At 61.4% G+C, this 12691-nt stretch carries 16 protein-coding genes; 5 read left to right on the top strand and 11 right to left on the bottom strand.

Annotated elements, in window-relative coordinates; genetic code table 11:
- Positions 1-29: 29 nt before the first annotated feature.
- The 11 genes from MD273_RS04985 to MD273_RS04935 form a co-directional block, all read right to left on the bottom strand.
- A complete protein-coding gene (locus tag MD273_RS04985; protein WP_239036662.1) occupies positions 30-773 on the bottom strand; it encodes a Nif3-like dinuclear metal center hexameric protein in 744 nt (247 codons plus the stop codon).
- Between the two features lie 68 nt (positions 774-841).
- Positions 842-1894: a histidinol-phosphate transaminase gene (hisC, locus tag MD273_RS04980; RefSeq protein WP_239036661.1), complete on the bottom strand. Its 1053-nt coding sequence runs from the start codon at positions 1892-1894 to the stop codon at positions 842-844.
- A 240-nt stretch (positions 1895-2134) separates the two neighbouring features.
- Positions 2135-3442 (bottom strand): histidinol dehydrogenase, encoded by a 1308-nt coding sequence (hisD, locus tag MD273_RS04975; protein ID WP_239036660.1) that lies wholly within the window; start codon positions 3440-3442, stop codon positions 2135-2137.
- Between the two features lie 236 nt (positions 3443-3678).
- The gene (gene hisG, locus MD273_RS04970) at positions 3679-4326 is read right to left on the bottom strand and encodes an ATP phosphoribosyltransferase (protein WP_239036659.1); all 648 of its coding nucleotides are present in this window, start codon (positions 4324-4326) and stop codon (positions 3679-3681) included.
- A gap of 29 nt (positions 4327-4355) precedes the next feature.
- Positions 4356-5618, bottom strand: coding sequence for a UDP-N-acetylglucosamine 1-carboxyvinyltransferase (gene murA, locus MD273_RS04965; RefSeq protein ID WP_239036658.1), 1263 nt, complete (start codon positions 5616-5618; stop codon positions 4356-4358).
- Positions 5619-5646: 28 nt separating this feature from the next.
- On the bottom strand, positions 5647-5889 hold the full coding sequence (locus MD273_RS04960; RefSeq protein ID WP_092000915.1) for a BolA family protein: 243 nt from the start codon (positions 5887-5889) through the stop codon (positions 5647-5649).
- 49 nt (positions 5890-5938) lie between these two features.
- On the bottom strand, positions 5939-6247 hold the full coding sequence (locus tag MD273_RS04955) for an STAS domain-containing protein (protein WP_239036657.1): 309 nt from the start codon (positions 6245-6247) through the stop codon (positions 5939-5941).
- Entirely contained in the window at positions 6244-6897 is a 654-nt protein-coding gene (locus MD273_RS04950; protein WP_239036656.1) for an MlaC/ttg2D family ABC transporter substrate-binding protein, read from the bottom strand. Before MD273_RS04950 ends, MD273_RS04955 begins: the two co-directional genes overlap by 4 nt.
- A gap of 41 nt (positions 6898-6938) precedes the next feature.
- A complete protein-coding gene (gene mlaD, locus MD273_RS04945; protein ID WP_239036655.1) occupies positions 6939-7388 on the bottom strand; it encodes an outer membrane lipid asymmetry maintenance protein MlaD in 450 nt (149 codons plus the stop codon).
- Between the two features lie 22 nt (positions 7389-7410).
- The gene (mlaE, locus tag MD273_RS04940; protein WP_239036654.1) at positions 7411-8193 is read right to left on the bottom strand and encodes a lipid asymmetry maintenance ABC transporter permease subunit MlaE; all 783 of its coding nucleotides are present in this window, start codon (positions 8191-8193) and stop codon (positions 7411-7413) included.
- Positions 8193-9002, bottom strand: coding sequence for an ATP-binding cassette domain-containing protein (locus MD273_RS04935; protein ID WP_239036653.1), 810 nt, complete (start codon positions 9000-9002; stop codon positions 8193-8195). The genes mlaE and MD273_RS04935 overlap by 1 nt, the downstream gene beginning before the upstream one ends.
- A 170-nt stretch (positions 9003-9172) precedes the next feature.
- Between MD273_RS04935 and MD273_RS04930 the strand changes: the two genes are divergently transcribed.
- Genes MD273_RS04930 through lptB form a run of 5 tightly spaced genes read left to right on the top strand, consistent with a single transcriptional unit; the run spans position 9173 to position 12562 of the window.
- On the top strand, positions 9173-10153 hold the full coding sequence (locus tag MD273_RS04930; RefSeq protein ID WP_239036652.1) for a KpsF/GutQ family sugar-phosphate isomerase: 981 nt from the start codon (positions 9173-9175) through the stop codon (positions 10151-10153).
- A complete protein-coding gene (locus MD273_RS04925; protein WP_239036651.1) occupies positions 10153-10722 on the top strand; it encodes a KdsC family phosphatase in 570 nt (189 codons plus the stop codon). Before MD273_RS04930 ends, MD273_RS04925 begins: the two co-directional genes overlap by 1 nt.
- The gene (lptC, locus tag MD273_RS04920; protein WP_239036650.1) at positions 10719-11324 is read left to right on the top strand and encodes an LPS export ABC transporter periplasmic protein LptC; all 606 of its coding nucleotides are present in this window, start codon (positions 10719-10721) and stop codon (positions 11322-11324) included. The genes MD273_RS04925 and lptC overlap by 4 nt, the downstream gene beginning before the upstream one ends.
- A complete protein-coding gene (gene lptA, locus MD273_RS04915) occupies positions 11308-11859 on the top strand; it encodes a lipopolysaccharide transport periplasmic protein LptA (RefSeq protein WP_239036649.1) in 552 nt (183 codons plus the stop codon). The genes lptC and lptA overlap by 17 nt, the downstream gene beginning before the upstream one ends.
- Positions 11837-12562, top strand: coding sequence for an LPS export ABC transporter ATP-binding protein (lptB, locus tag MD273_RS04910; protein WP_239036648.1), 726 nt, complete (start codon positions 11837-11839; stop codon positions 12560-12562). Before lptA ends, lptB begins: the two co-directional genes overlap by 23 nt.
- Positions 12563-12691 lie beyond the last annotated feature (129 nt).

The raw sequence follows: 12691 nt of genomic DNA, 5'->3' as shown, positions 1-12691 counted from the left end.
AAGGCGTTCTTCTGACCCCGTCTTCGAGTTCACACCGGGTTATCGCAATCAATGAAGGTGTGGGTGATCCCGAATTCCTTTTCCAACGCCCTCCCCAGCGCCTGCACACCATAACGCTCCGTCGCATGATGGCCGGCAGCAAAGTAGTGAATACCACACTCCCGCGCAGTATGAGTCGTCGGCTCTGATATTTCCCCGCTGATATACGCATCCAGGCCGGCATCCAGGGCAGTGTTGATGAAACCCTGCGCAGCGCCGGTGCACCAGCCTACCCGTTTGATGTCCTGCTTGCCCTCTCCAACCCAGAGAGGTTCGCGGTGGAGTTTTCGGGCGATGTGGAGGCCGAACTTTTCCGGGCTCATCGCCTCCTGCAGCTCGCCTTCCCAGACCAGCCCCCCTAATGGGCGAGGATTTTTGATATCAAGGACATCGGCGAGTTGGCGGTTGTTGCCGTATTCCGGGTGATCGTCCAATGGCAGGTGGTAAGCGACGAGGTTGATGTCGTGATCGAGCAGTTGCTTCAGGCGCTCGCGCTTCATACCCCGGATACGCTGATCCTCGCCTTTCCAGAAGTAGCCGTGGTGGACGAGGATCATGTCGGCATTGGCGTCGATGGCGGCTTCGATCAGCGCCCTGGACGCGGTTACACCGGTGATGAGGGTACGGATGTCGTCCTTACCCTCGACCTGGAGGCCGTTGGGGCTGTAGTCCTGAAAGTTTTCGGGCTGGAGCCATTCGTTGATTTTCTGAATGATGTCGTTTCTGTCTGCCATGAGTTGCTCCTGAAAACGGTGCCAGTTTGGCGTCAGCCCTGCCCTGCGCTACCCGCAGACCATGAAGGCTAGAGGGACTGAAGGCCCTTGATCAATGCGTCATTCTGTTCCGCAGTACCGATCGTAATCCGCAGGAAATCACTGATTCTGGGCTTGTCGAAGTGCCGGACGATGATGCCCTGCGCCCTGAGGCCTTTGGCCAGCGCCTCACCGGATTGTTCCTTGTGGCGGGCAAAAACGAAATTGGCTTTGGATGGCAGGACTTCGAAGCCCATGCTTTCCAGTGCTTCCGTTACACGTTCGCGCTCACTGATCACCCCGTCACAACACTTCCGGAACCAGGCGTCATCCTCATAGGCTGCCTTCGCACCAGCCAGTGCCAGCCGGTCGAGCGGATAGCTGTTGAAGCTGTTCTTGACCCGGTTCAAGGCTTCGATCAAATCCTTGTGACCGACAGCGAGGCCGACTCGCAAACCCGCCAGTGACCGGGCCTTGGACAGGGTCTGGCTGACCAACAGGTTCGGGTATTTGTCGACCAGGGTAATCGCGCTCTCGCCGCCAAAATCCACGTAGGCTTCGTCAACCACCACCACACGATCCGGATTGGCCCGGATGATCGCCTCCACCTGTTCAAGGGGCAGGTAGCGACCCGTCGGCGCGTTGGGGTTCGGGAAGATGACGCCGCCATTGGGCTGCCGGTAATCCTCGGGGTTGATCTCGAAGCTGTCGGTCAGCGGTACTTTCCTGCCCTCGATGTTATACAGGCCGCAGTACACCGGGTAGAAACTGTAGGTCACGTCCGGGAACAGGATCGGCTCGCCGTGCTGGAACAGGGCGTAGAAGATATGGGCCAGGACTTCGTCGGAGCCGTTGCCGAGGAACACCTGCTCCGGCTGGACGTTGTGGTAGTCGGCGATGGTCTGGCGCAGGGCCTCGCCTTCCGGGTCCGGGTAGAGGCGGAGGTTGTCGTTCAGTTCGGCCTGGATCGCCTCGATCACCCTGGGCGACGGGCCGAAGGGGTTTTCGTTGGTGTTGAGTTTGACCAGGTTCGCCATCTTGGGCTGCTCGCCCGGAACGTAGGGGACCAGGTCGTTTACCAGGGGGCTCCAGAATTTGCTCATTTTTGACTCCGAGTCGACGGCAGGTTGGCGAGGTTCCGTCCGGGAACCGCTACGAGCACATCCATGTGCGCTTGTTTCGGGCCATCCATGGCCCTCTACATTCCCGGGCGGAACCTCGCCAACCTGCCTGCAAACATTCTGAACATGGGGTCAGAAGAAGGCGTTCTTCTGACCCCTGAGTTGGGGGTGAAACCGGGGTCAGATGAAAGCTTTCATCTGACCCCGTCTTCGGGGCCCTACTCAGTCTTTGATCCGGTACTCCGCCGAACGGGCGTGGGCGGTTAGGCCCTCACCTCTCGCCAGGACGGAGGCGACCTGGCCCATGCGGTCGGCGCCGCTGGCGCTGAAGCCGATGATGGACGAGCGTTTCTGGAAGTCGTAGACGCCCAGCGGCGAGGAGAACCGTGCGGTGCCGCTGGTGGGCAGCACGTGGTTCGGGCCGGCACAGTAGTCGCCCAGGGCCTCGGCGGTGTAGCGGCCCATGAAGATGGCGCCCGCGTGGCGGATGTCGTCCAGCATGGCCTGCGGATCCTCCACGGACAGTTCCAGGTGCTCCGGGGCGATGCGATTGGATACTTCGGCAGCTTCCCTGAGATCGGCCACCTGGATCAGGGCCGCCCGGTCCGCCATGGAGGTGCGGATGATGTCGGCGCGCTCCATGGTCGGCAGCAGCTTGTTGATGCTGGCCTCCACGGCATCCAGGAATTCCGCATCCGGGCTGATCAGGATGCTCTGGGCCTGCTCGTCATGTTCGGCCTGGGAGAACAGGTCCATGGCGATCCAGTCCGGATCGGTCTTGCCGTCACAGATCACCAGGATCTCGGACGGGCCGGCGATCATGTCGATGCCGACCACGCCGAACACCTCACGCTTGGCCGTGGCCACGAAAATGTTGCCCGGGCCGACGATCTTGTCGACGGAAGGAATGGTATCCGTGCCATAGGCCAGAGCGGCCACGGCCTGGGCGCCACCGATGGTGAATACGCGGTCGACGCCGGCGATTGCTGCTGCCGCCAGTACCATGTCGTTGACCACACCATCCGGTGTCGGCACGACCATGATGACTTCACTGACCCCGGCGACCTTGGCGGGGATCGCGTTCATCAGCACGGATGACGGATAGGCCGCCTTGCCGCCCGGGACGTAGAGGCCGGCGCGGTCCAGGGGCGTTACCTTCTGGCCCAGGACTGTGCCGTCCTGGTCCTGGTACTGCCAGGATTTCTGGTCCTGGCGCTCGTGGTAATCGCGGATCCGCTCGGCCGCCTTCTCAAGCGCCTCACGCTGGTCCGCCGGGATCGCATCCAGGCTTTTCTGGAGCCGGTCCTTGCCCATTTCCAGCTCGGCTACGGAGCCGACTGTCAGGCGATCAAACTTTTCGGTGAATTCCAGGACTGCCTGATCACCACGGGTTTTCACCTCGTGCAGGATGTGACGGACCGATTCGTTTACCTGATGATCAACACTGTCGTCCCAGGCCAGGAGTCTGGCCAGTGCGCTGTCGAAGTCGCTCTGGGAGGCATTCAGTCGTTTGATGGTTACGTCGGTCATTTCATCGTTCCTGCTTCGGGAGGACACAGGGGCCAGATGAACGTCTTCATCTGGCCCCAACTTCAATTCAGGGCCAACTCTTACTTACCGGGGTCAGAAGAAAGCGTTCTTCAGACCCCTGACTATTGCAGTCGCGGCCGAAACGCGGGGTCAGATGAAAGCTTTCATCTGACCCCAATTTCACTTCAGAGCCGGTTCCAGGTTCCCGGGGTCAGAAGAAGGCTTTCTTCTGACCCCTACTTTTCTTCTCGGCGCTTCTCTACGGCTTCGGCCATCTTTTCGATTATGGGGTTAATCCGCCCGTGTTTCATCTTCATGGACGCGCGATTGACCACCAGACGGCTGCTGATGTGCTCGATCAGGTCCCGGGCCTCAAGGCCGTTGGCCTTCAGGGTGTTGCCGGTATCGACGATGTCGACGATCTCGTCGGCCAGGCCAAGGATCGGCGCCAGCTCCATCGCCCCGTACAATTTGATGATATCGGCCTGGCGGCCCTGGGCGGAATAGTACCTTCGAGCCAGGTTGACGAACTTGGTGGCCACCTTGATACGACCGTTCGGCGGTGTCTGCCCTTTCGGTCCGGCGGTCATCAGGCGGCAGCGGGAGATGTTCAGGTCCAGCGGCTCGTACAAGCCCTCCGCACCATGCTCCATCAGCACATCCTTGCCGGTCACACCAAGATCCGCACCACCGTACTGGACATAGGTCGGCACGTCGGTAGCGCGGATGATCAGTACGCGAACGTCCGGATCGGTGGTCGGAAACACCAGCTTGCGGGATTTCTTCACGTCGTCCACCAGCTCGATGCCGGCTTCCGCCAGCAGCGGCAGGGTTTCTTCGAGAATTCGTCCCTTCGACAAGGCGATGGTGATGGAATCTGTCATGCGTCCTTCCGGTTTCCCGTCTGTGTCTGTTAGGCCGGCAGGCGGCGGATGCTCGCGCCCAGCAGCTGCAGTTTCTCTTCAATACATTCGTAACCGCGATCGATGTGGTAGATGCGGTCTACAATGGTATCGCCATCGGCAACCAGGCCGGCAATGACCAGGCTGGCCGAGGCCCGCAGGTCAGTGGCCATTACCGGGGCGCCGGTCAGGTGCCCGACGCCCTTGATGATCGCGGCGTTCCCCTCGAGGGTGATGTCAGCCCCCATGCGGCCCAGCTCCTGCAGGTGCATGAACCGGTTCTCGAATACCGTTTCCACGATGGTGCCGGAGCCCTCGGCTACAGCATTCATGGCGGCGAACTGCGCCTGCATGTCGGTCGGGAACGCCGGGTACGGTGCTGTCCGCAGGCTGACGGCCCTGGGGCGGTTGCCTTTCATGTCCAGCTCGATCCAGTCCGGACCGGTCTCGATGTGGGCGCCGGCCTCTTCCAGCTTCAGCAGGACCGCTTCCAGCAGGTCCTCCCGGGTGTCCTTCAGCTTCACCCGGCCACCGGTGGCGGCGGCAGCCACCAGGAAGGTGCCGGTTTCAATCCGGTCCGGCAGCACATCGTAATGGCAGCCGTGCAGGCGCTCGACACCGTTGATTTCAATGGTCGCGGTACCGTGGCCCTTGATGTCCGCGCCCATGGCAATCAGGCACTCGGCCAGATCCACCACTTCCGGCTCACGGGCAGCGTTCTCCAGGATGGTCTTCCCATCCGCCAGTGCGGCGGCCATCATCAGGTTCTCGGTACCGGTCACCGTCACGGTATCCAGGAAAATGTGGGCTCCCTTCAGGCGGCCGTTGGTTTTGGCCTTGATGTAGCCGTTCTCGACCTTGATATCGGCCCCCATCTGCTCCAGGCCATGGATGTGCAGGTTCACCGGCCGGCTGCCGATGGCGCAACCACCCGGCAGGGACACCTCGGCCTCGCCGAAGTGCGCCACCAGCGGCCCGAGCACCAGAATCGACGCACGCATGGTCTTGACGAGCTCGTAAGGCGCGTGGAAGTGCTTGATGGTGTTGGCGTGGATCTCCACGCTCATCTTCTCGTCGATGACCACTTCAACACCCATCCGGCCCAGCAGCTCGATCATGGTGGTGATGTCGTGCAGGTGCGGCAGGTTGCCTACGGTAACCGGCTCGTCGGCCAGCAACGTCGCCGCAAGGATCGGTAGTGCCGCGTTCTTGGCACCGGAAATACGGATTTCGCCATCGAGGGGTTTGCGCCCACGAATCAGAAGTTTGTCCACAATAGAATTCCTGTGTCTGGCGGGCGTATCAGCCCTGGCGCTCGGCCCATTCTGCGGGAGTGAAGGCACGCGGATGCAGGGCGTGGATAGTGCCGTCCATAACGTGCTGGAACAGCGCCTTGTTGATCATTTGCTGCCGCTTGATCGTCGGCAGGCCTTCGAATACGTCACCCACGACGACGACCATGTAATGGGTACCATCAACCTGGACCTGAACCTCGCAACCGGGCAAGGCTTCTTCGACCAGTTTTGTGACTTCGGCGGCGTCCATAAACTATCCTCGGGTGTTTTGAAAAAATCAGGGGCGAGATTGTAACCAATTAGTCGGCGCGGGTCAGCTGGGCACTCAGATTACTCAGCGACGCCAGTGAGGCGAGACGCCCGTTGATGCCCCGAAAACTCAGGTCAACGCCCTGCCTGCGGGCAAAGCGCTCCCAGCACAACATCATGGAAAGCACCACACTGTGGGCGGTTTCCAGGCCGGAAATATCGACCACCAGGCCATCGTCGACGGTACCGATCAGTTTTTCCCCCTGCTGGCGCAGGGCGAGCACCGATGAGGCATCCACCTCACCGGTCACGATCATTTCGCCATCCCGGAGTTCGGCACGAGGTGCAGAGGGGCTCATGACTGGTCTTCTTCCCCGCCCAGGTCTACGGTCTTGGCGGTATCGGTCCAGCCATCGATCACGACCTGGATCTGGCCGCGATTCTGTTCCATTTCCTGGCTGAACCGGTCCCGGAAGGCCAGGCCGATGTTCACACCTTCAACAATGACGTTTTCCATCAGCCACTGGCCCTCGCCGTTCCGATACATGGAATAGACCACCGGGTAGCGGTTGCCCGAAGAGCTGATCACCTCAAGATCCACCGACGCCCGGTTTTCATCGCGGGGCAGGATCGTCGCCTCCCGGACCCGGATCTGGAAATCCTCGGCATCGACCAGAGCCTTGGCGTAGCTGTCGAACAGGCTGCGCTTGAACTTCTCGACAAACTCGTCGCGCTGCTCAGGTGTCGTCTGGCGGGCATAACGCCCCATCACCCGGGCGGCAATGCGACGAAAATCCACGAAGTCGGTCAGGGCCTCGTTCATGCTCTGGTAGAACGCCTCGGGATCCTTCTCGTACAGGCCGCGCTCCTCATTCAGCCTCTCGACAAGCTTCTGGGTATTCACATCCACGTATTCACGGAGCTCTTCGGCCTGCCCGGCCTGTGCCTGGACAGCCGCAGCTGCCATCAGAACCAGCGCCAGAAAAAGTCGTTGAGTCAAGGCAACCATCAGGATCTCCTGCTATCTCTGTTCGGTCGATTCTCCGGCGGTCACTTGCCGGAGGCAAAGTTACTGATCAGCCGCTCAAGGTTCATCGCGGACTGGGTGGAATAGAAGGTATCGCCCGCTTGCAGCGATTCCATGTCTCCACCAATGGATATATCAATGTACTGTTCACCGAGCAGCCCGGATGTACGTATTACTGCGGAACTGTCGGCCGGGATGTTATCCACCTCGGAGTGGATCGACATTTCCACCCTCGCCTGGAAGGTTTCCCTGTCGAGGGAAATGGACTCGATGCTGCCCACCGTCACCCCGGCCATGGAGACCTTGCCCCGGGGCGTCAGGCCGCCGGTGTCGTTGAAGTTGGCGTACAGGGTGTAGGTGCTCTCGGCGGCCTTGGGCGACAGCCCGCTCACCTGAAGCGCCAGGAACAACAGGGCAGCGAGGCCCGCAACCATAAAAAGGCCAACAATGATTTCCAGGGTTCTCTGTGCCATTACCGGCTCCCGTTGATCAATCTCAGAAATCGCCGAACATTACGGCGGTTAGCACAAAATCCAGCCCCAGCACCGCCAGGGACGAGTAAACCACGGTCTTGGTGGTCGCGGAACTGATTCCGGCGGACGTCGGCACGCAGTCGTAGCCCTGGAACACCGCGATCCAGGCGCAGACGAATCCGAACACGACGCTCTTGATAAAGCCGTTCATCACGTCATCCAGGAAATCCACGGACGACTGCATGTTGCCCCAGAACGAGCCTTCGAACACACCCAGCCATTCCACGCCGACCAGCATACCGCCCCAGATGCCAACCACGGAGAAGATCACCGCGAGCACCGGCATGGCGATAAAGCCGGCCCAGAGCCGTGGAGCGATCACCCGGCGCAGCGGATCCACGCCCATCATTTCCATACTGGAAAGCTGCTCGGTCGCCTTCATCAGGCCGATCTCGGCGGTCAGGGCAGAGCCGGCGCGGCCGGCAAAGAGCAGTGCGGTCACCACCGGCCCGAGCTCCCGCACCAGGGTCAGCGCGATCATCTGGCCAATGGCGGACTCGGAACCGTAGTCGGACAGTATGGTGTACCCCTGCAGTCCCAGCACCATGCCAATGAACAGGCCGGACACCACCACAATGGCCAGGGACAGGACCCCGACCGCATAAATTTGTTTGATCAGCAGCGGGAAGCCGGTCACCGGGCGCGGAACGCCGCCCAGCACGCCGATCAGGAAGCGCCCCGAGCGTCCCAAGGAAGCAACAATGTCGAGGCCCAGCCGGCCAAAGGAAGCAATACGATCCAGCATCAGGCCTTGCCTCCCAGACCAAAATCACGACCGGCTTCGTCCGCCGGGTAATGGAAAGGCACGGGGCCGTCCGGCTGGCCCTGCAGGAACTGCTGGACCTGGTCCGAGGGATGGGCCTTCAGCTCCTCGGGCGTCCCCTCGCCAATAACCTTGCCATCGGCAATGATACAGGCGTAATGGCAGATACTCAGGGACTCGGGCACATCGTGGGAGACCAGCACGCTGGTCAGCCCCATGGAGCTGTTGAGATCCCGGATCAGCTTCACCAGCACCCCCATGGCAATCGGATCCTGCCCCGCAAAGGGCTCGTCGTACATGATCAGTTCCGGATCCAGGGCAATACTCCGGGCCAGGGCGACCCGGCGGGTCATGCCACCCGACAGCTCCGAGGGCATCAGGTGTCGCGCGCCGCGCAGGCCGACAGCCTCCAGCTTCATCAGCACGATGTCGTGGATCATGTCGTCGGGCAGCTTCGTGTGCACCCGCAGCGGGAAGGCCACGTTCTCAAAGACACTCAGATCGGTGAACAGGGCACCACTCTGGAACAGCATGCCCATCTTTTCACGCAGCGTGTACAGCGCCTTCCGCTTCAGCCGCGGCACTTCGTGGCCGTCCACCTGGACGCTGCCGCTGTCCGGACGCAGCTGGCCACCGATCAGGCGCAGCAGCGTGGTCTTCCCGGTGCCACTGGGGCCCATGATGGCAGTGATCTTACCCCTGGGGATATCCAGAGTGATACCATCGAAGATCCGTCGGCCAGAACGGGAGAAGACAACGTCCTTCAGAGATATGTATGCATTCGAACCCATAATCTGTCCCTTTCGAGGAGGGGCTACATTATGCGATGCGGCGCCTAACCTCAATCTCTGGCCGGTAAAATGTCCTGATGGTCATCACCGGATTTACTGAAAATGATATACTTCCGCGACTTTCAACGCTTATTGCCCATTTCCCCCGAGACAAGCCAGGCCAGAGCCCGATGACTGAACAGACCAGCCACGACTTCCGGACGTCCGCCTTACGTGCCATCCGCATCGAACGCGATGCCATCGAGGCCCTCGAGGGGCGCGTTGACGACCATTTTCTCCGCGCCTGCGAGACCATCATGGCCTGCCGGGGCCGGGTCGTCGTCACCGGCATGGGCAAGTCCGGCCACATCGGCAACAAGATCGCCGCTACCCTGGCCAGCACCGGCACGCCCTCTTTCTTTGTCCACCCGGGCGAGGCCAGTCATGGTGACCTGGGCATGATCACCAGCCAGGATGTCGTGATTGCCATTTCCAATAGCGGCAATACCAGCGAGGTGGTGACCATTCTGCCCCTGATCAAGCGCATGGGCGCACCACTGATCAGCATGACCGGCAATCCGGACTCGGTACTGGCGCGGGAAGCGGTGGCCAACCTGGATGTGCGGGTGGACGCCGAGGCCTGCCCCCTGGGCCTGGCCCCCACGTCCAGCACGACGGCAACCCTGGTGATGGGGGATGCACTGGCGGTGGCGCTGCTGGAAGCCCGGGGCTTCAGTGCAGAGGATTTCGCCTTTTCCCATCCCGGCGGCAGCCTGGGCCGGCGCCTGCTACTCAAGGTTTCCGACATCATGCACACCGGCGAGCAGATCCCGGTGGTCACCGAAGGCACCACCCTCAGTGGCGCCCTGCTGGAAATCTCGCGCAAGGGCCTGGGCATGACCACGGTCGTGGATGGCAAAGGAGACCTGACCGGCATCTTCACCGACGGCGACCTGCGCAGGACCCTGGACAAATCGGTGGACATCCACAACACCGCCATTGAAGAGGTGATGACCCGCCACGGCAAGACCATCGCGGCAGACCACCTGGCGGCAGAGGCCCTCAACATCATGGAAGAGATGAAGATCAACGCACTGCCGGTGACGGATGAAACCGGGACCCTGGTCGGCGCCATCAACATGCATGACCTGCTGCGGGCGGGGGTAATCTGATGGCCGAACTGACCAGCCCGCTCATGGACCGCTGGCCTGGGGACCTTCTTGCCAAGGCAGCCCGTATCCGGCTGATCGCGCTGGACGTGGACGGCATCATGAGCGATGGCAAACTGTATTTCAGTGCCAACGGCGACGAACTCAAGGGCTTCAACATTCTGGACGGCCTTGGCCTGAAACAGCTGATGGCCGCCGGCATCACTGTGGCCGTCATCACCGGTCGGCGCTCACCACTGACGGAAAAGCGCATGAACGATCTGGGCATCCCGCACCTGATGCAGGGCCGCGAGGACAAGAAAGTGGCGCTGCAGGAACTGGTCAGCACCCTGGACGTCAGCCCCGGGGAAATCGCCTATATGGGCGATGACTTGCCCGATCTGCCGGCATTGCGCTATGCCGGCCTGGGTATCACTGTGCCCAATGGCTACTGGCTGGTACAGCAGCACGCGGATTATTGCACGAGCGTGGCCGGCGGAAGTGGCGCCGTGCGGGAGGCCTGCGATCTGATCCTGACCGCTCGGAACAAGCTGACCGACGCACTCGCACCCTACCTGGAGCCAGACGGATGACCAGCCCCCTGGAGTCCCTCTGGCAAATCACCGAGCGCCCGCTGGTGCGGACGCTCGCGCTGATCAGCCTGATTGCCGCCGCCCTGTTCCTGCTCTGGCGCAGCGACGAACCGGCGGCGCCGGACCCTGAAGCTGCCGCCCTGCGCGGCCCGGCGGAACCGGATGGTTTTGTGGTGGACGGCACCTACACCTCGTATGACGAGAACGGCAATCTCGAAGTGCACTTCTCAAGCCCCAGGATCGAACAATTCGACGAGGGCAACGTGGCCACCATGGTCTCTCCCACTGCACGCCTCTATGGCGAGCCGGACACCCCACCCTGGACCATCGAGGCGGACAACGGCAGCCTGCTGCAGAACGAGAACCTGCTGTATCTCACGGACAACGTGCGTATCATCCGTCAGATTGGCGAGCGTGAAGCGACCCTGACGACATCGAAGCTTACGCTGGACAACGACCAGAGCATCATTTATACCGACGCTCCGGTGGAGATCACCGATCGTATCGGCGTCACCCGTGCCACCGGCATGAAAGCCTGGATCAACGACCGAATTCTGGAGCTCAACTCCGACGTGGAAGGACGTTATGAAACCGTTCAATAAGCACCCTTCCGGCGTGCTCGCCGCCCTGCTGGCGCTGGCCATCAGCAGCCCTGCGCTGGCCTTCGACCTGGACTCCGACCAGCCGATCACGGTCAGCGCCGACAGCGCCCGCCTGGACGACAGCAAAGGCGTGGCCACCTACAGCGGCGATGTCATCCTGACCCAGGGCAAGACCCGGCTGACCGCCGAACGGGTGGTGCTGTACCGCAGCACCGAAGGTCTGAAACGCATCGAGGCCTCCGGCGCCCCGGCCCATTACACCCAGCCGACCCGGAACGGCGAAGGTGAAACCGACGCCCGGGCCCTCAACATCACCTGGTCCGCCAGCGACCGGCAGCTGACCTTTGAACGGGAGGCGGTGATTGAGCAGAATGGCAACCTGTTCCGTGGCGACCTGATCCATTACGATACGGTTCGCCGGGTGGTTACCGCCGAGGGCGGACAAGACACGGGATCCGGCACTGGCCGGGTTGAAATGGTTATCCAGCCCCGCAGCACCAGACAGGGATCCGATGGCAGTACTGAGAGCCAGTAACCTGGCAAAGAGCTACAAACAAAAGAAGGTGGTAATCGACGTTTCCCTGGAAATCCAGAGTGGCGAAATCGTCGGACTGCTCGGTCCCAACGGCGCCGGCAAGACCACCTGCTTTTACATGATCGTGGGCCTGGTGCCTGCCGATCGCGGCCGCATCACCATCGACGGCCAGGACATCACGCCGCTGCCCATGCACGGTCGCGCCCGCAAGGGCATTGGCTACCTGCCCCAGGAGGCCTCGGTATTCCGCAAGCTGAGCGTGCGGGACAACATCATGGCGATTCTGGAAACCCGCAAGGGCCTCAGCCGCGCCGAGCGGGATGCCAAGCTCGATGAATTGCTTGAGGAATTCCACATCACCCACATCCGCGACAGTGTCGGCATGGCCCTGTCCGGTGGCGAACGTCGCCGGGTGGAAATCGCCCGGGCCCTGGCCATGGAGCCCGCCTTCATCCTGCTGGACGAACCTTTCGCCGGCGTTGACCCGATCTCGGTGAGCGACATCAAGCACATCATCCGGCACCTGCGGGACAAGGGCATCGGTGTCCTGATCACCGACCACAACGTGCGCGAGACGCTGGATATCTGCGAGAACGCCTACATCGTCTCCGGGGGGCACATCATTGCCTCCGGGAGCTCGGAGGAGATTCTGGCAAACCAGCAGGTGAAAGAGGTGTACCTGGGGAACGAGTTCCGGCTTTAAGGGTGGGCCCTCCCCCAGGGGTCTGAAGAAAGCCTTCTTCAGACCCCGAGTTGGATTTGAGCACAAGCCAAGGGTCCAGGCTGGGGTCTGATGAAAGCCTTCATCAGACCCCTGAGTATGACATTGAGC

Origin of the sequence: Marinobacter sp. C7, from assembly GCF_022343555.1 — a bacterium.
Taxonomy (GTDB): Bacteria; Pseudomonadota; Gammaproteobacteria; order Pseudomonadales; family Oleiphilaceae; genus Marinobacter.
The sequence above is the reverse complement of the archived record's forward strand: the minus strand, read 5'-3'. Positions and strand labels throughout refer to the sequence as shown.